Source organism: Pseudonocardia phyllosphaerae (assembly GCF_046546475.1).
GTDB lineage: Bacteria > Actinomycetota > Actinomycetes > Mycobacteriales > Pseudonocardiaceae > Pseudonocardia > Pseudonocardia phyllosphaerae.
Map to the genome: position 1 here is coordinate 377,426 of NZ_JBKGXS010000003.1, position 16,442 is coordinate 393,867.

Consider the following 16,442-nt stretch of genomic DNA (forward strand, 5'->3'; position numbering starts at 1 on the left):
GCCTCGCTAGAACCTGACACCCACGTCAGGTGCAAGCCTCGGACGGAGATCGACACGGGAGGCCGGGTGCGGATCGGAGAGGTCGCCGCCAGGTCGGGCGTCAGCGTGCGGTCGCTGCGCTACTACGAGGAACAGGGTCTGCTGCAGTCCACCCGGAACCCCGGTGGCCAGCGCCGCTACCCGGAGGGCGCCGTCGACCGGGTCGGGCTGATCCAGAAGCTCTACGCGTCGGGCCTGCCCAGCAGGGCCGTCCGCGAGATCCTGCCGTTCGCGGACTCCGGCGAGGTGTCGTCCGAGCTGCTGGATCTCCTGGTCGCCGAACGCGACCGCCTCGACCGGCGGCTCGCGGAGCTGCAGGAGGTGCGCGACCGGCTCGACCGGTGCATCGGCGAGGCGCACGGGCAGGTCCCGCGCGACTCCTGACCGGCCGCCGAGGCCGTACCGCTCAGGCCAGGTGCCGTCCTGAGATCGCGCGGGCGATGACCAGCTGCTGGATCTGCTCGGTGCCCTCGAAGATGTCGTAGATCTTCGAGTCACGATGCATCCGCTCCACCGGGTGCTCGCGCGAGTAGCCGGCGCCGCCGAGGATCTGGATGGCGCGCTCGGTCACCCATACCGCGACGCGGCCGGCCTTGAGCTTGGACATCGAGCCCTCACCCGCGGTGAACGGGACGTTGTTGCGGCCCATCCAGGCGGCCCGGTGCACCAGAAGCCGAGCGGCATCGATCTCGGTGCGCATGTCGGCGAGCAGGAACGAGATGGCCTGGTTGTCGATGATCGGGCAGCCGAACGCGACCCGATCGCCCGCGTACTGCAGGGCGTACTCGTAGGCGGCACGGGCGATACCGACCGCCTGTGACCCGACGGCCGGGCGGGACAGCTCGAAGGTCTGCATCGCGGCGGACCCCTTCGACCGCACGCCCTCGCGGGCGCGGGCGAGGCGCTCGTCGAGCTTCTCCTTGCCGCCGAGCAGGCAGGATCCGGGGAGCTTCACGTCGTCGAGGAAGACGTCGGCGGTGTGCGAGGCGCGCAGCCCCATCTTCTTGATCTTGCGGGTGGACTCCAGCCCCGGCGTGCCCGGCGGGACGACGAACGCCGCCTGCCCCTTGCTGCCCAGCTCCGGGTCGACGACGGCCTGCACGACGTGGATGTTCGCGATGCCGCCGTTGGTGGCCCACGCCTTCTGCCCGGTGAGGGTCCACTCGTCGCGGGCCTCGTCGTAGACGGCGCGGGTGCGCATCGCCGAGACATCCGACCCGGCCTCGGGCTCCGACGAGCAGAACGCGCCGACCTTCGGGTCGGCCGCGTCGCCGTAGCACTGCGGGATGAACTCGACCATCTGCTCGGGCGTGCCGGAGGCGAAGATGCCGGCCACCGCCAGCGTCGTCCCGAAGATCGCCATGCCGATGCCGCCGTCGCCCCAGAAGAGCTCCTCGTTCACCAGCGGCAGCGACAGCCCGGACTCGTCACCCCAGAACGACGCGAGGGTCTCGAAGTTGTAGAGCTCGATCTTCGCGGCCTCCTGCAGGATCGGCCACGGCGTCTCCTCGCGCTCGTCCCACTCGGCGGCGGCCGGGCGGACGACGTCCGCGGCGAAGCCGTGGACCCATTCCTGCAGCTCACGGTGCTCGTCGGACAGCTCGAACGAGGTCATCGCACGTCCTTCTCGTCAGGCGGACGGGATCACGAACATCTTGGGCAGGGCGGTCGCGAACCCGACGTCACCGGCGACCTTGAGCTTGCGGGTCATGAACAGCGTGACCGGGTTGGCGTTGCTGGTGGCGATCTTGAGGAAGTCCGTGCCGGACATCGTGAGCGCCGTGCGCGGGTCCTCGTCGGTCTCCGAGGTGACCGTGCAGACGCCGCCCTGCATGACCGTCTGGAAGCTGTCGGTGCGGTGCTTGTCCTTGATGTGCCAGTGCACGACCTGCCGGCTCGCGCCCGACCCCTTGGACTCGTAGAACTCGCCCATCCGGCCGAAGATCGCGTCGAGGACAGGGCCGCGGACGTCGGAGGACATCACCGCGTCGAGCTGCTTCGGACCCGCCTTCTGGACGAGCCGGGCGAACAGCGACGGCTCGACGTCGGCCGGGTCGCCCTCGCGCAGGGCGTGGGTGAGGGTCTCGATCAGCTCCTTGTCCGACAGGGACTTCGGGTCGACGCTGCGCCCCAGCTCGTTCACATCGATCGTCTCGCTCATCGCTCCACCTCACCGTGGGGGCGTGCCTGCTACCGGCGGTAACAGTTCGTTCGGTCGTTACTTTACGCAGCAGTAGATAGAGTGTCGAGGGTGACCGCACCGGAGAGTCGTCGCGCGCCGCAGCGACGGCGCAGGCTGCCTCCCGAGCAGCGCGAGCGCCAGGTGCTCGACGCGGCGGTGCAGGCCTTCTCGCGCCACGGGTTCCACGACACCTCGATGGACGACGTCGCGGAGCTGGCCGGGGTGTCCAAGCCGATGGTCTACACCCACGGCGGCGGGTCGAAGGAGGAGCTGCTGCGCCGCTGCATCCGGCGGGAGGCCGACCGGCTGCTCGGCTCGGTGTCGCAGGCGGCCGGGAGCCGGGAGGCCGGCGGCTCCGGTCCGGAGGCGCGGCTGCGGGCCGGTCTGCGGGCGTTCTTCGCGACGCTTTCCTCGCACCGCGACGGCTGGTCGGTGCTCTACCGGCAGGCCCGCACCGGCGTCGTCGCGGCGGAGGTGCACGAGGCGCGCGGCCGGATCGTCGGGCGGGTGGCGGAGCTGCTGGCCGCGGAGTTCGGCGGTGCGGACGCCTCGGCCACGGCGCCGACAGCCGCGACGCTGGTCGGCGCGGCGGAGGGGCTGGCCGAATGGGCCGCCGCCGGGAACGGCGGCGGCGACCCGGACGAGCTGGCCGGGACCCTGATGGCACTGGTCTGGCCGGGACTGGACCGGTTGCGCGGCTGAGGATCCCGCTCCCGCCGCGCGGGGTCAGCGCTCGGTGGCCGGGCGGGTGACCAGGCGCCGGGAGCGGTCCGGGAGCCGGTCGACGATCCGGCCGATCCGCTCGGTCGTGCCCTGCAGCGGCGCGAGCGCGTCGGCGAGGACGCTGATCTGCCGGTCCAGGGCGTCGATCCGGGCGGCGACCGAGCGCAGGTCCGGGGCGACGACGGTGAGCTGGTGCGCGGCCTGCGCCAGGTTCTCGTCGAGCGCGGCGAGGCGGGGCGCGGTGCCGTCGTCCGTCTCGTCGGCGTCGGCGACCGCGGCGGCGATGCTCGATACCGGGCCGTTCTCCCCGACCGCGGACGCCAGCGCGGCCAGGTCGGCGCGCACGGTAGCGAGGTCGCGCAGCGGGCCGACGGCCTCGGACAGCCGCGCCAGGTCCTCCCGCGTGCGGGCGAGCTCGCGCAGCGGCTCCACCGCGCCGGCCAGCGACGCCAGGTCCTCACGGGTCCGGGCCAGCTCGCGCAGCGGCTCGACCGCACCGGCGAGCGAGGCGAGGTCGGAGCGGGTGCGGGCCAGTTCCTGCAGCGGCTCGACGGCCCGGGCCAGGGACGCCAGATCGTCGCGGACCTGCGCGAGGTCCTGCAGCGGTTCGACAGCGCCGGCCAGCGTGGCGAGATCGGCGCGGGTGCGGGCCAGCTCATCGAGCGGACCGACGGCGCCCGCCAGCGCGGCCAGGTCCTCGCGGGTGCGGGCCAGCTCGCGCAGCGGCTCGACGGCCTCGGCGAGCCGGCCGAGGTCGTCGCGCGCGGTCGCGAGTTCTCGGACGGCGGGCACGGCCCCGGTGAGCTCGGCGAGGTGGGCGCGGGCCTCGGCGAGCTCACGCAGCGGGCCGACGGCTCCGGCGAGCTTGCCCAGGTCGTCGCGCGCGGTCGCGAGGTCCTGCAGCGGCCCGACCGCGCCGGACAGCTCCTGCAGCGCGGAGACCGCGCCCGCGAGTGCCGCCAGGTCGTCCCGGGCAGGGGCGAGCTGCTCGAGCGGGCCGACCGCCCCACTGAGATCACGCAGCGGCTCAACGGCAGTGGACAGCTCCTGCAGCGGCCCGACGGCGGCACTCAGCGCACGCAGCGCCTCGACAGCGGTGCTGAGCTCCTGCAGCGGCTCGACCGCGGTGCTCAGGTCCCGCAGCGGCTCCACGGCCGTGCTCAGGTCCCGCAGGGGTTCCACCGCCGTGCTCAGATCCCGCAGGGGCCCGACCGCATCGCTCAGCTGCTGCAGCGGTCCGACCGCGGTGCTCAGGTCCTGCAGGGCCTGCACTGCGGCACTCAGCTCGCGCAGCGGACCGACGGCCTCGCTCAACTCCCGCAACGGGCCCACCGCGGTGCCAAGCTCCCGCAACGGCTCCACGGCGCTGCTGAGATCACGCAGCGGCTCGACGGCGGTGCTCAGGTCACGCAGCGGCTCCACCGCGGTGCTCAGGTCGCGCAACGGTTCCACGGCCGTGCTCAGGTCCCGGATCGGCCCGGCCGCGGTACCCAGCTCGCGCAGCGGCTCGACGGCCGTCGACAGCTCCCGCAGGGCCTCGACCGCACCGGCGAGCTCACCCAGCGGCCCCGCGGCACCCGCCAGCTCACGCAACGGCCCGACGGCACCGGCCAGTTCCCGGAGCGGATCGGCGGCGGTCGCCAGCTCGCGCAGCGGTCCCGCGACATCGGCGAGGGTGCGCAGGTCGTCGCGTACGAGGGCCAGCTCCCGCAACGGTCCGACGGCCTCGCTGAGATCACGCAGCGGCCCCACGGCGTCGCTCAGGTCACTGAGCGGACCGACGGCGGTGCCCAGGTCACGCAGCGGCTCGACGGCACCGGCCAGGCGCCCGAGGTCGTCGCGGGCGTCGGCGAGGTCGGTCAGCGGCCCGGCGGCTCCCGCCAGCTCGATGACGGCCTTGGTCAGCTGGTCCACCCGCTCGACGATCTGCGGGTCGTCCCACAGGGTCGTGACCCGGCCGAGGACGTCGTTGAGGACCGGGCCGATCCCGGTCAGCGCGGCCTCGACCCCGGCGATGCGCCGCGGCAGCGTCGCGATCTCCCCGGCGACGGCGGGCACGACCTCGACCGCACGCGGTGCCCCAGCCAGCCAGACCGGCACCTGTCGTCCGATCTGGACTGCGGCGCCCGCGGTCCCGATGGCCGCGCCCAGGACCGTCCCGGTCACCCCGGCCACGGACCAGGGGTTGGGGAGGCGCTGCTCGGACATGGAGGTCCTTCCGGGATCATCGGCGTCGTCGCCGGACCAGCTTCGCACGTCAGTGGCCCGCACCCCAGTCCGACGCAGCACCCGGACGGGCATCGGTCCGGTATCGGTCCTGCTGCCGGAGCGGCTCAGTACGAGCCGGTGTCCACCCGCGCCGCGGCGTCCGAGCCGGTCTCGCGTGCGGCGGCGTCGTCGAGGATGGTCGCGGTGCCGCTGGTGCCGAACCGGGTGACGCCCGCGGCGTGGAAGGCGAGCACGGTGTCCAGGTCACGGACCCCGCCGGAGGCCTTGACCTGCACCGACGGCCCGACGGTGCGGCGCATCAGGGCGACGTGCTCGGGTGTCGCGCCGCCGCCGGCGAACCCGGTGGAGGTCTTCACGAACGCCGCGCCGGCCCGCTCGGCGGCCTCGCAGCCGGCGACAATCTCGTCGTCGGTCAGGAACGCCGTCTCCAGAATGACCTTGACGACGTGCTCCCCCGCCGCCTCGACGACGGCCCGGATGTCGGCCTCGACGTCGTCGGTCAGGCCGCTGCGCAGCAACCCGATGTTGACCACCATGTCGAGCTCGGCGGCGCCGTCGGCCAGCGCCTGCCGGGACTCGGCGACCTTGGCCGCGGTGCTGGTCGTGCCGTGCGGGAAGCCGATCACCGTGCCGACCGCGACGCCGCTGCCGGCGAGCCGGGCGACGGCGTGCGCGACGTCGCCGGGGCGGACGCACACGCTGAAGATCCCGTAGCGCGCGGCCGTGTCGAGCTGGGCGTCGACGTCGTCGCGGGTGAGCTCGGGCTTGAGGATCGCGTGGTCGATCATGCCTGCGATCTCGGCGGCGGTGAGGGTCGGAGCGCTCACGAAGGTCCTCGCAGGATCGGCGGTGCGGGTACCGGCAGGGTACGCGGGGCGGCGGGGCCGGGGGCTACCGTCGGTACCGACGGGTGGGACGGGAGGTCGGCATGGCGCTCGACCGGTGGCGGGGCGGACGCGTCCGTCCGGCTGCGGTGCTGCTGCCCGCGCTCGTGGTCACCGCGGTGCTGGTTGCGGCGAACGTCCCCGCCGCCCGGGACGACCCCGGCACGCCATGGCCGGCGACCGGTGCGCTGTTCGAGGGGCCGGACGGGCCGCCCGGCACGCACTTCTGCACCGGCTCGGTCGTCGACTCCCCCGCCGGGAACCTGGTGGTCACCGCGGCGCACTGCGCGTCCGAGGGCGACGGCGCCGCGCCGAGCACCGACATCAGCTTCGCCCCCGGCTACCACGACGGCGTCGCCCCGTCCGGGACGTGGCGGGTCACCTCAGTGCTGCTCGACCCGGCCTGGGCGAACGGCGCGGACCCGGACCACGACGTCGCATTCCTGCAGGTCGAGCGGGACGACGGCACCCCGGTCCAGGAGGTCACCGGTGCCGACCACCTCGTGTTCGGCCCGGCTCCCACCGGCACGAGCGTCACCGCCGTCGGCTACCCGGTCGGCGCCGAACGCCCCGCCGCGGTCACCGGGCGGGTCGACGAGCTCTCCCCCACCCAGCTGCGCCTCGACGTCCCCGGCCTGCCCGACGGCACCAGCGGCGGTCCGTGGCTGGCCGGGCCGCACGGCACCGATCTCGTCGGGGTGACGGGTGGGTTCGAGGAGGGCGGCTCGACCGCCGACACGTCGTTCGCGGCGGTGCTGTCCGACGACGTCCGCGCGCTCTACGCCCGGGCGACGGTCACGCCCGCGAGTTGAGCCGCGCCGCCTGCCGGGTCAGGTGCACCCGCTCCGCCCGGTCCGACGCCGCGTGCGCCGCCTCGGCGTAGAGCCGGGCCGCGGTCACCGGGTCGCCGTCGCGTTCGTGCAGGTAGGCGGCCACGGCGGTGTGCCGCGGCAGCGAGTCGTCCAGCTCCGCCAGCGCCGCGAGACCGGCGCGCGGACCGTCGGCCTCACCGACCGCGACGGCCCGGTTGAGCCGGACGACCGGGCTGTCGGTGAGCCGGACCAGCTCGTCGTACCACTCGACGATCTGGGGCCAGTCGGTCTCCTCGGCCCGGGGCGCGTCGGCGTGCAGGGCCGCGATCGCGGCCTGGGCCTGGAACTCGCCGAGCCGGTCGCGGGCCAGCGCGGCCTGCAGGATCGCGACGCCCTCGGCGATCGCGGCGGTGTCCCAGCGGCTCCGGTCCTGCTCGGCGAGCGGGACCCGGCTGCCGTCCGGTGCGGTCCGGGCCGCGCGCCGCGCGTGGTGCAGCACCATCAGCGCGAGCAGGCCCCGTACCTCCGGATGGTCGATCGACGACGACAGCGCCCGGGTCAGCCGGATCGCCTCGGCGGCCAGGTCGACGTCACCGGAGTGCCCCTCGTTGAACACCAGGTAGAGCACGCGCAGGACGGTGCCGACGTCGCCCGCCCGGTCCAGCCGCACCCCGGAGACGGTCCGTTTGGCGCGGCTGATCCGCTGCGCCATCGTCGCCTCCGGCACCAGGTAGGCCTGGGCGATCTGCCGGGTGGTGAGGCCGCCGACGGCCCGCAGCGTGAGCGCGACCGCCGACGACGGCGTCAGCGACGGGTGCGCGCACAGGAAGTAGAGCGCCAGGGTGTCGTCGGCCGGCGGCGCCGGACCCGGCTCCGGTTCGGCGTCGATCAGGTCCTCGCGACGGCGGCGTGCCTCGTCGGACCGCACCGCGTCGAGCCACCGGCGCCGGGCGACCGTGACCAGCCAGGCCAGCGGCTCCCGCGGCGGGTCCGACGGCCACACCCGCAGCGCCTCCACCAGCGCGTCCTGAACGGCGTCCTCGGCCGTCGCGAAGTCGGCTCCGCGACGGACGAGGATCGCCAGCACGCGCGGGGTGAGGCTCCGCAGCAGCGCCGCATCCACGCCTGCCCCACCGTCCACGCCTGCCTCGCTGTCCACGCTCACCTCACCGTCCACGCCTGCCTCACTCCTGCACGGTCGGCGGCTCGGTCATCACCGGGCGCAGCTCGAGCCACTCGCGGATCGGCTCGCCGCCTGCGCCGGGTGCCGCGGACAGCTCCGCCGCCAGCTCGAGGGCACGCTCGTAGCTGTCCACGTCGATGATCATCCAGCCGGCGATCAGGTCCTTGGTCTCCGCGAACGGGCCGTCGACGACCGGCGGGCGCCCCTCGCCGTCGTAGGCGACCCAGGTGCCCTCCGGCGCGAGCGCCTGCTCGCCGACGAACTCACCGGTCTCGACGAGCCGGTCGGCGAAGTCGCGCATGTACCGGATGTGATCGCTGACCTCCTGGGGCGTCCACCGGTCCATCGGCACGAAGCCCTCCGGGGTGGGCGCGCCGCGGTAGTGCTTGAGCATCAGGTACTTGGCCATCGTGTTCTCCTCGTGTCGGTGCGGCCCGGTGTGGCCGCGTACACCAGGGAGTCGGAGCCGGCGACACGTTCTCGACATCGACGACCAGGATTCTTCCCAGTTTCTTGTACTCGCCGGTAGGTTCCGGCCATGCCCCGAGCGACGTCCGTCCGCACCGTGCCCGACCCGCCCGACACCGTGTGGGCGGCGCTCGCCGACCACGAGGGGATGGCGACCTGGCTACCGGGCCTGAAGGTGCAGGTCACGAAGCCCGGCAACCCGGAGCCGAACGGCGTCGGCGCGATCCGCAAGGCCGGCATCGGCTCGCCGGGCCCGATCGTCGAGGAGATCACCGCGTTCGAGCCCGGGCACCGGCTGGCCTACCGCGCGCTGGCCGGGGTGCCGCTGCGCAACTACCGCGGTGAGGTGACCCTGCGCCCGTCCGGATCGGGCACCGAGATCAGCTACGCGATCGAGACCGACCAGCGGCTGCCCATCGGTGAACCGCAGCTGATCAAGGGGATGGCGAGCGTGCTGCTGGGCGGGCTGGTGCGCGGGGTGAAGGCGCGGTCCTGATGGCGCGTGGCGACAGCAGCGGCGGCAGCAGCACCGACAGCGACCTCACCGACGTCGTCGGGCATCTCGGGCCGGCCGACGCCGTGGTGGGCTGCCGGAGGATGCGGACCGCGTTCCGGGTTCCGCCGATCACGCCCGAGCACGCGCTGCTCGCGCTGGCCCACGTCACCGAGCTCGACGACGTCGGCGCCGCCGGTCCGCTGCACGCCGCGACCACCGCCGACGACCCTGGCCTGGCCGACCCCGAGCTGCGGAAGTTCGAGGCCGTGTTCGGGCGGGACTCGCTGCGGGTGGAGCAGTTCATCGGCGACCACTTCCCGCTGCTGCGCCGCACGACGATCGAGACACTGGCCCGCGGTCAGGGCATCCGGCACGACGCGGCGAGGGAGGAGGAGCCCGGCAAGATCCTCCACGAATGGCGCGACCCCGACGACCCGGTGGCCCGCGCCCTGACCACGAGCAACGGCTGGGGCTGGCCGTACTTCGGGTCGGTGGACACGACCGCGCTGTTCGTCAGCGCCGCGATCCGGTACCTCGACGACTGCCCGGACGCCGCCGAGGACGAGGTCGAGCGACGCGACGGCAGCCGCCGGACGCTGTCCGCCTGCGTCGACGAGGCCGTCGCCTGGCTGTGCCGGCACGTCGACGACGATCCCGACGGCCTGCTGACCTACCGGCGGATCAACCCCGGAGGCCTGGAGAACCAGACCTGGCGGGACTCGCCGGACGCGCTGAGCCACGCCGACGGCTCGCTGCCGGACTTCGACCGGCCCGTCGCGGCGCTCGACGTCCAGGCGGCGGTCTACGACGCGCTGCGCGCCGCGGCCCACCGGACCTCGGACGATGCACTCACCGAGCGCGCAGACCGGCTGCGCCGCAGCGTCTTCGACCGGTTCTGGATCGACGGCGACGACGGCCCCGGCTTCTTCGCCGCCGCGCTCGACCACGGCCCGGACGGGGCACGACGGCCACTGCGCACCCGGACCAGCGACATGGGCCACCTGCTGTACAGCGGGCTGCTCGACGGCGCCGACGCCGCGCCGTACCGCGACGACGTCGTACGGCAGCTCTTCGGCCCGGGCCTGCTCTGCTCGGCGGGGCTCCGGACCCTGCACGCCGACGAGGTCCGGTACTGGCCGGGCGGCTACCACACCGGGAGCTCCTGGCTGTGGCAGAGCCTGCACGTCGCCGACGGCCTCCGGCGCCACGGCTTCCACGCGCTGGCCGAGGAGCTCCGCGCCCGGTGCCGGCGCGTGCACCGGGTCACCGGGCTACTGCCCGAGTTCGCCCGCGGCGCCGAGGACCGCGGCGTGCTCAACGACCGGATCGTCGACGTGTGGCAGGACGCCGACCAGCGGGAGAACCGGCTGGAGCAGCCGCCACAGGAGGTGCAGGCGTGGACGGCCGCCGGGCTGTACGCGGCGGGCCGGGCGTCCGCAGACGCCTCGGCCCCGTCACCGTTCGAGGCCGCGATCCTCGCGCAGCTGGGGTAGGGATACGACGATCGGCCCTGATCCATTCGGTCGCCGTTCAGCTGTCAGGATTCTCCGGAAGCGGCAAGACCCGTCGTTCCCGCGCCTCACGAACCGCGACGTGATAGGTAACTGGTGACGCCGCCAGAACGGTATCGATCATGGTTGTGAAGAACTGCGGTGCGGCGATGTCATCGGGTACCACGTCCTCGATGACCGACGTCCGTATCGCCCCCTCCTCATCCGTGGTCCAGTCGACCAGCAACAAAGCCGTGGCGGAGTATCCGTTCACGTCGCCGGCGGCGCGGAGCTTCCGGACCATGTCGATGGTGCGCTCGAACGCGGCGGGCTCGTCCCGAGTGATCGTCGCGCGTTGGACGAAGAAGTAGCCGACGGCGGCCAGCGGGTAACGCCCACGCAGATTGCCGGCGTCGCCGTAGGACTCCTCGAACCTATTGGGCAGGTTTTTGCCGAAGCTGGACAGCTGCGCCTTCGTGCTGATGAGCACCTCGGGACCACGGTCCCACCGCGCGATGGCGACGTCGACCTGCTTCTCATAGGCACGTCCGAGCACCTTCGCATCGACCGGCGCGATCGCCGGCATCCCGGCGATCCGGGGTGCCAGATCATCGCGGAGCTTGGGCGGAAGTGACTCGAGGAGCATCGCGAGTTCACGCGGGAGGATGCGGGGACGGGTCGGGCGGGGCCAGACTTCATCAGCACTGAAACCGGCACGCCGAAGCTCGTGGGCGATCCAGACGTCGATGCCGTTGGCGAAGATTCCGCTCTGCCTGACACTGCCTCGCTCGACTGCGACCGCGAGAATCTTATTCAGCGTGTCGTATGACGGCTCATAAACCGGGGAATCCCCTTGGTCATGAGCCCACGGCTGCGATACATCGACGTCGAGAAGGACGTCATCGAACGGGCTGAAGGAGTCCTCTTTCGCAGCCATCAGGACCGCCGCTGGGACGACAGCGTTCTCATCGCACTGATCCTCCCACCCATGCCCCGGCTACTTCGCATCCCGACCACGCGCAAAGCGACGTGCCGTCAGCCCGGCGTGAGCCTCGCGTAACGCGGCGATCTCGGAACGAGCCACACCAAGTTCCCCTTCGAGCAGGACATCGTCGATCAGCGCGGCTGCTGCGACCACTCCGGACTTGTTCGCGAGCAGTGAGGCGATCTTGGGCCGGACCCGTTCGAGTGCAGGCTGTGCTGCTCGAACGACATCCGGATGCGGAACCGGGAGCTGGTCAGCCTCCTTGGGCTCCAGCTTGAGCATGCCTCCGCCGTAGGAACGTCCGACGGTCTCGGCGCCGACAAGTGTCATCGATGTCAACGAGGCCAGCGGCAGGAGACTCGTGCCGAGCGCACGTAGATCCGGGGACAGGTAGAGGCCGTGCACTGAGTTGAGGTGCCGAACTCGTGCGATATTGCTGGTCAGCCGAGGCGTGTCGGCGTTCATGTACGTGACCAGCATGTCGGCCGGTTCACTGATCGGTACCCGCCACCACGGCGTCCGAACCCGACACTTGTACGCCGTGTGGACATCGTCGGCCTCACCCGCGGCGATGTAGTCCCACCCAGCCCGCGACGGCTCACCGGACGGGCGGAACAACCAGGTCGCCGAACCAGTCTCGCCCAGCTGCGACCACGTCGCGGGAGAGAACTCGAGCTCGCGCAGGTGGCGACTCCCCGGCGGGCACAGGCGTTCCAGGTCGCGCGCCTCCAGCCCGAGCTCGGCGACACGTTCCGGTGACAAACAGAACCAACGGTTGTTGCCGGTCACCATCCCCAGGGTCGTGTCACCCCACGCCTCGAGCGGAACGAATCCGCCCCCTGAGAGGAGACCGGCGTAGGCGCCGAGGGCATCTTCGGGCAGCAATGACGGGGTCCACTTGTCCTCGGCGCGCACCGGCTGCCACACACGTACTTTGGTGTCGAGGGCAGCGAGCGCCCCGGCGTTCTGCGCATATCGAACTGTGGCCTGCTCGGTGGGCCCCTGACGGTATCCCTCAGCCAGAAGCAGAACGACATCTTCGAGCACTCCGGGGAACACTCGCTCGTTGAATAGAACCAGCTCGACCCGCTCGAACGAATCGAGCAGGAATCGGCGGATCTCGGCAGCGTAGTTCACGCTCAGAAGCTCTGCCGGAAGGACCAGTCCCATGCGACCGCCGGGCCGCAGGAACAATGCAGAGTGCACCGTGAAGGCAGCCCAAGACGACGCAAGCCGCGAAAGGGCGACACCGGCACGCAACGCAGCCTCTCTGGACCGAGTGCGAGCCTCACCGGAGAAATCCTGATAGCGAACATAGGGCGGGTTGCCGATGACGACGTCGTAACTACCTGTCGGTTCGCAGCAGAAGAAGTCGCCCGTACTGATCCGAGCGTCAACACCGACCCTCGACAGGATCTCTTCCGCAGCCCGCGCGGAATCGGCATGCAACTCGATACCGTCGAGGTGTCCGAGATCGGAGTCCTCCGCACCCGGAGCACGCAGCGCCGCCAACCGGTCGACCGCCGCGAGCAGGAACGACGCCTCGCCACACGACGGCTCCAGGATCCGGTCAGCCGTGGACCGGACCGCCCAGTCCGTTATGTGGCGAGCTACCGGCTCGGGGGTGAAGAACGCTCCCCGGGACTTGCGCAGCTCCGCCGTGTCGAGAGCACTATCCGGAGCCGCCACGGCCAGCATCCTGCCGCAGGCGACATCGTCCGCTGCGCGCGGCATGCCGTGGTCGAACAGACCGAGTTGCATCAGCACACCTCACAGAACACACCCAGTAGTCGAACTAGCGTTCGATACATCGAGGATGCCCTGTTCAACGCGGCGGCGCAACCGACGTGTTGACATCGAGGTCGGCGTGCTGGGCACTGCCGTAGGCACGGGCCTCGGCTTAGCGAAGGGCGATGATCGCGGTGTCGGTGTTGTCGGTGAAGAACCCGTCGACCCCGGCCTTGCGGTGGGCGTCGTAGAGGGCGAAGACGTCGCCGTAGTCGTCGTCCCCGCCGGGGCGGCGCAGCTTCGGCGGCAGGAACGCGTTCTCGTTGCGGAACGTGTACGGGTGCACGAGCAGCCCGGCCGCGTGGGCGTCGGAGACGAGCGAGGTCGGGTTCCCGAGTCCGCCGTCCGGGGTGACCGGGACGACCTGCGTCGTGGCGGGCCCGACGGCGTCGGCGTAGGTCGCGACCTCACGCAGCCCGGCGGCCGAGGTGATGTCGGCCCAGGTCCGCGGCTTGCCTGCCGCCTTGAGGTCGGCGGGGCCGCCGGTGGCGTCGGTGAGCTGCACCAGCCGCACCTTGAGCCGGCTGCGCAGCCAGCGCAGGTTGCCCACCTCGAAGGACTGCACGAACACCGGCGCACCGTGCCGGTTGAGGCCCGACCGGTTGAAGATGTCGAGGAACCGCTGCTCCAGCGGCAGCCCGATGCTGCGGAAGTACGTCGAGTGCTTCAGCTCGGGGTAGATCCCGACCTCGCGCCCCAGCTCCTTGGACAGGCGCGTGCGCAGCTCGAGGACCTCCTCGAACGTCGGGATCTGGAAGCGTCCGTTGTAGAGGGTGTTGTGCGGGCGCTCCTTCGGGACCCGCTCGTTGGCACGCAGCGTCCGCAGCTCGGCGAGGGTGAAGTCCTCGGTGAACCAGCCGGTGTACGGGGTGTCGTCGATGGTCTTCGTCCGCTTCCGCGAGGCGAACTCGGGGTGGTCCGCGACGTCGGTGGTACCGCCGATCTCCGGTTCGTGCCGGCAGACGAGGTGCCCGTCCTTGGTCGGCACCAGGTCCTGCTCCATGAAGTCCGCGCCCATCCGGGCGGCGAGCTCGTAGGACGCCAGGGTGTGCTCGGGCCGGTAGCCGGACGCCCCGCGGTGCCCGACGATCAGCGGCCGCTTGTCCTTGCGGCCCTCGGCGGCCGGCTCGGCCGCTTCCGCGACCGACGACGGCACGACGACCGCGGCCCCGGCCAGCGCGGCGGCCGCGCCGGTGGTGGTGAGGAACGCACGCCGGTTCACCTGCCCGGACTCCGCAGTCGTCTCGTCCGGCGACGAGGTCCCCCTGGCACGCGAGCCCCACAGATTCATGATCACTCCATCGGATCCGTCGAGGTGACGGGTACACGGCAACGCAACCCGCCGATCATGTCCCGTACCGGCCGTGATGTGGGACGACAGGCCGGGGTGGAACGCAGATGTTGATCGTCTCGTCGAGTGATCGTCACCCTCCGTTACCCGAGGTCCTCTGGGGTGAGCCTCTCCCACCACGCGAATGAGGCACGCATGACCTCTCTGCACGATTCCCACCACGCCGGTACGAACCACACCGACACCGACGGGCTCTCCCGGCGCTCCCTGCTCCGCGCGTCCGCGCTGGCCGGCCTCGGCATCGGTCTCTCCGGGACCGTCGGCACCCTCGCCTCCCCCGAGGCGTTCGCCGACCCGTCGCCGGCCGCCGGCTACGGGCCGGTGGTCGCCGACCCGCGCAAGCTGCTCGCCCTGCCGCGCGGCTTCCGGTACACCGTCGTGGCCGAGGCGGGGGTGACGAGGCTGACCGACGGCGGCGAGCCGACCCCCAGCGACACCGACGGCACGGCCTGCTTCCCGGGCCCGCGCAACGGCTACACCCTGGTCAACAACCACGAGATCGGCGGCGACGAACCGCACCGGGTCCCGAATCGTCCCGGCCTCACCTACGACCCGGCGGGTGGCGGCGGCACCACGAACGTCGACGTCGGACGCGACGGCACGCGGATCGGCGAGTACGTCAGCGTCGCCGGGACGCACAACAACTGCGCCGGCGGCGTCACCCCGTGGGGGACCTGGCTGAGCTGCGAGGAGACCGAGGCGAAGGCAGGCACGTCCGGCCTGACCAAGGACCACGGGTTCGTGTTCGAGGTCAGCCCGCGCGGAGCGGAGAACCCCGGCAACAGCCCCGTCCCGCTGAAGATGCTGGGTCGTTTCTCCCACGAGGCCGTCGCGGTCGACCCGCGGAACCACACGATCTACCTCACCGAGGACGCGGCGGGCCCGAACGGCCTGCTCTACCGCTGGATCCCGCCGAAGGGTTTCCACGGCGCCACGTGGGCGCTCAAGGCGATCGCCGAGGCCCCCGGCGGCAGCACCGCCGGAACGTTCCAGGCCATGCGTGCGACGTGCGACGGCCGGCACGTGCGCGACCTCTCGGAGGCGACGAAGGTCGGCACGACCTACCGGGTCGAGTGGTCCGACGTCCCGGACCGGCTGGCCGCGAGCGTCTCGACCCGCAAGCAGCTGCCTGAGGACCGGATCACCCGCAGCCGCAAGTTCGAGGGCGCCTGGTGGGGCGACGGCGGCGCCTACATCGTCGCCAGCTACGCCCGGCTCGACGACGGCAGCGTGCACCCCCACGACGGCCAGATCTGGTTCTACGACCCCGCGAAGCAGACGATCACCCTGAAGGTGATCTTCCCGGTCAACACCACCCCGGACCAGGACGGCTCGAACTACGACGGCCCGGACAACATCACCGTGTCGCCCTATGGCGGCGTCGTGGTCGCCGAGGACGGCGAGGGAGTCCAGCACCTGCTCGGGGTGGACGGCGCCGGACGGCCGTACACGATGGCCCGCAACGACCTCAACGGCAGCGAGTTCACCGGTCCGAACTTCAGCCCGGACCGCGCGTTCCTGTTCGCCGGCATCCAGAGCCCGGGCCACGTGCTCGCGATCACCGGTCCCTGGCGTTCCACCCGCGGCTGAGCCGCACCCGGAGCCGGACCCGGTTGCCCGCGGCGACGAGCAGGCGAGCACTGCGTCATGCCCGACCAGAGCGGACAGGACGACCCGCTCGTCGCCGCTCGGTGACCTCGCGTAGAAGAGGCGCCGTACAGGCCGGCCCCCTCGTACCGAGGCCTGCGCAGGGAGTAGACGGCGTTACCAGGTATGCCTAACCTCATTACCGTCGCAGTCATCGTTCCGGGG

15 protein-coding genes are annotated in these 16,442 nt (G+C 72.0%); 6 read left to right on the forward strand and 9 right to left on the reverse strand.

Annotation, left to right across the window (positions count from 1 at the left end; genetic code table 11):
• Positions 1–66: 66 nt before the first annotated feature.
• A complete protein-coding gene (locus ACLE50_RS10250) occupies positions 67–423 on the forward strand; it encodes a MerR family transcriptional regulator (protein WP_410943206.1) in 357 nt (118 codons plus the stop codon).
• Positions 424–445: 22 nt separating this feature from the next.
• Here ACLE50_RS10250 and ACLE50_RS10255 read toward each other — a convergent pair whose 3' ends face one another.
• Positions 446–1,654, reverse strand: a complete 1,209-nt coding sequence (locus ACLE50_RS10255; protein ID WP_410943207.1) for an acyl-CoA dehydrogenase family protein — start codon at positions 1,652–1,654, stop codon at positions 446–448.
• A 15-nt stretch (positions 1,655–1,669) separates the two neighbouring features.
• A complete protein-coding gene (locus ACLE50_RS10260; RefSeq protein WP_410943208.1) occupies positions 1,670–2,200 on the reverse strand; it encodes an SCP2 sterol-binding domain-containing protein in 531 nt (176 codons plus the stop codon).
• A gap of 90 nt (positions 2,201–2,290) precedes the next feature.
• Between ACLE50_RS10260 and ACLE50_RS10265 the strand changes: the two genes are divergently transcribed.
• Positions 2,291–2,923: a TetR/AcrR family transcriptional regulator gene (locus ACLE50_RS10265; RefSeq protein ID WP_410943209.1), complete on the forward strand. Its 633-nt coding sequence runs from the start codon at positions 2,291–2,293 to the stop codon at positions 2,921–2,923.
• A gap of 24 nt (positions 2,924–2,947) precedes the next feature.
• Here the strand turns inward: ACLE50_RS10265 and ACLE50_RS10270 are convergent, their stop codons facing one another.
• Both ACLE50_RS10270 and deoC read right to left on the reverse strand, forming a co-directional pair.
• Positions 2,948–5,152: a hypothetical protein gene (locus tag ACLE50_RS10270; RefSeq protein WP_410943210.1), complete on the reverse strand. Its 2,205-nt coding sequence runs from the start codon at positions 5,150–5,152 to the stop codon at positions 2,948–2,950.
• A 125-nt stretch (positions 5,153–5,277) separates the two neighbouring features.
• The gene (gene deoC, locus ACLE50_RS10275) at positions 5,278–6,000 is read right to left on the reverse strand and encodes a deoxyribose-phosphate aldolase (RefSeq protein ID WP_410943211.1); all 723 of its coding nucleotides are present in this window, start codon (positions 5,998–6,000) and stop codon (positions 5,278–5,280) included.
• Between the two features lie 101 nt (positions 6,001–6,101).
• On the opposite strand from deoC, the gene ACLE50_RS10280 reads away from it, so the two are divergent.
• Positions 6,102–6,869, forward strand: a complete 768-nt coding sequence (locus ACLE50_RS10280) for a trypsin-like serine peptidase (RefSeq protein WP_410943212.1) — start codon at positions 6,102–6,104, stop codon at positions 6,867–6,869.
• Here the strand turns inward: ACLE50_RS10280 and ACLE50_RS10285 are convergent.
• Positions 6,853–7,992, reverse strand: a complete 1,140-nt coding sequence (locus ACLE50_RS10285; RefSeq protein WP_410943266.1) for an RNA polymerase sigma factor — start codon at positions 7,990–7,992, stop codon at positions 6,853–6,855. The genes ACLE50_RS10280 and ACLE50_RS10285 overlap by 17 nt on opposite strands.
• 61 nt (positions 7,993–8,053) lie before the next feature.
• Positions 8,054–8,461 (reverse strand): YciI family protein, encoded by a 408-nt coding sequence (locus tag ACLE50_RS10290; RefSeq protein WP_410943213.1) that lies wholly within the window; start codon positions 8,459–8,461, stop codon positions 8,054–8,056.
• Positions 8,462–8,590: 129 nt separating this feature from the next.
• On the opposite strand from ACLE50_RS10290, the gene ACLE50_RS10295 reads away from it, so the two are divergent.
• Positions 8,591–9,016, forward strand: a complete 426-nt coding sequence (locus tag ACLE50_RS10295) for an SRPBCC family protein (RefSeq protein WP_410943214.1) — start codon at positions 8,591–8,593, stop codon at positions 9,014–9,016.
• Positions 9,016–10,509 carry an amylo-alpha-1,6-glucosidase gene (locus ACLE50_RS10300; RefSeq protein ID WP_410943215.1) on the forward strand — a complete coding sequence of 498 codons (1,494 nt, stop codon included), beginning with the start codon at positions 9,016–9,018 and terminating at the stop codon, positions 10,507–10,509. The genes ACLE50_RS10295 and ACLE50_RS10300 overlap by 1 nt, the downstream gene beginning before the upstream one ends.
• Positions 10,510–10,546: 37 nt before the next feature.
• Here ACLE50_RS10300 and ACLE50_RS10305 read toward each other — a convergent pair whose 3' ends face one another.
• From ACLE50_RS10305 to ACLE50_RS10315, 3 genes are all read right to left on the reverse strand, one after another.
• Complete coding sequence (locus ACLE50_RS10305; protein ID WP_410943216.1) at positions 10,547–11,443, reverse strand: hypothetical protein; 897 nt, start codon at positions 11,441–11,443, stop codon at positions 10,547–10,549.
• Positions 11,444–11,503: 60 nt separating this feature from the next.
• Positions 11,504–13,252, reverse strand: a complete 1,749-nt coding sequence (locus ACLE50_RS10310; RefSeq protein WP_410943217.1) for an HsdM family class I SAM-dependent methyltransferase — start codon at positions 13,250–13,252, stop codon at positions 11,504–11,506.
• A gap of 139 nt (positions 13,253–13,391) precedes the next feature.
• Positions 13,392–14,570 carry a glycerophosphodiester phosphodiesterase gene (locus tag ACLE50_RS10315; protein ID WP_410943218.1) on the reverse strand — a complete coding sequence of 393 codons (1,179 nt, stop codon included), beginning with the start codon at positions 14,568–14,570 and terminating at the stop codon, positions 13,392–13,394.
• A 195-nt stretch (positions 14,571–14,765) separates the two neighbouring features.
• On the opposite strand from ACLE50_RS10315, the gene ACLE50_RS10320 reads away from it, so the two are divergent.
• A complete protein-coding gene (locus ACLE50_RS10320) occupies positions 14,766–16,220 on the forward strand; it encodes an alkaline phosphatase PhoX (RefSeq protein ID WP_410943219.1) in 1,455 nt (484 codons plus the stop codon).
• Positions 16,221–16,442 lie beyond the last annotated feature (222 nt).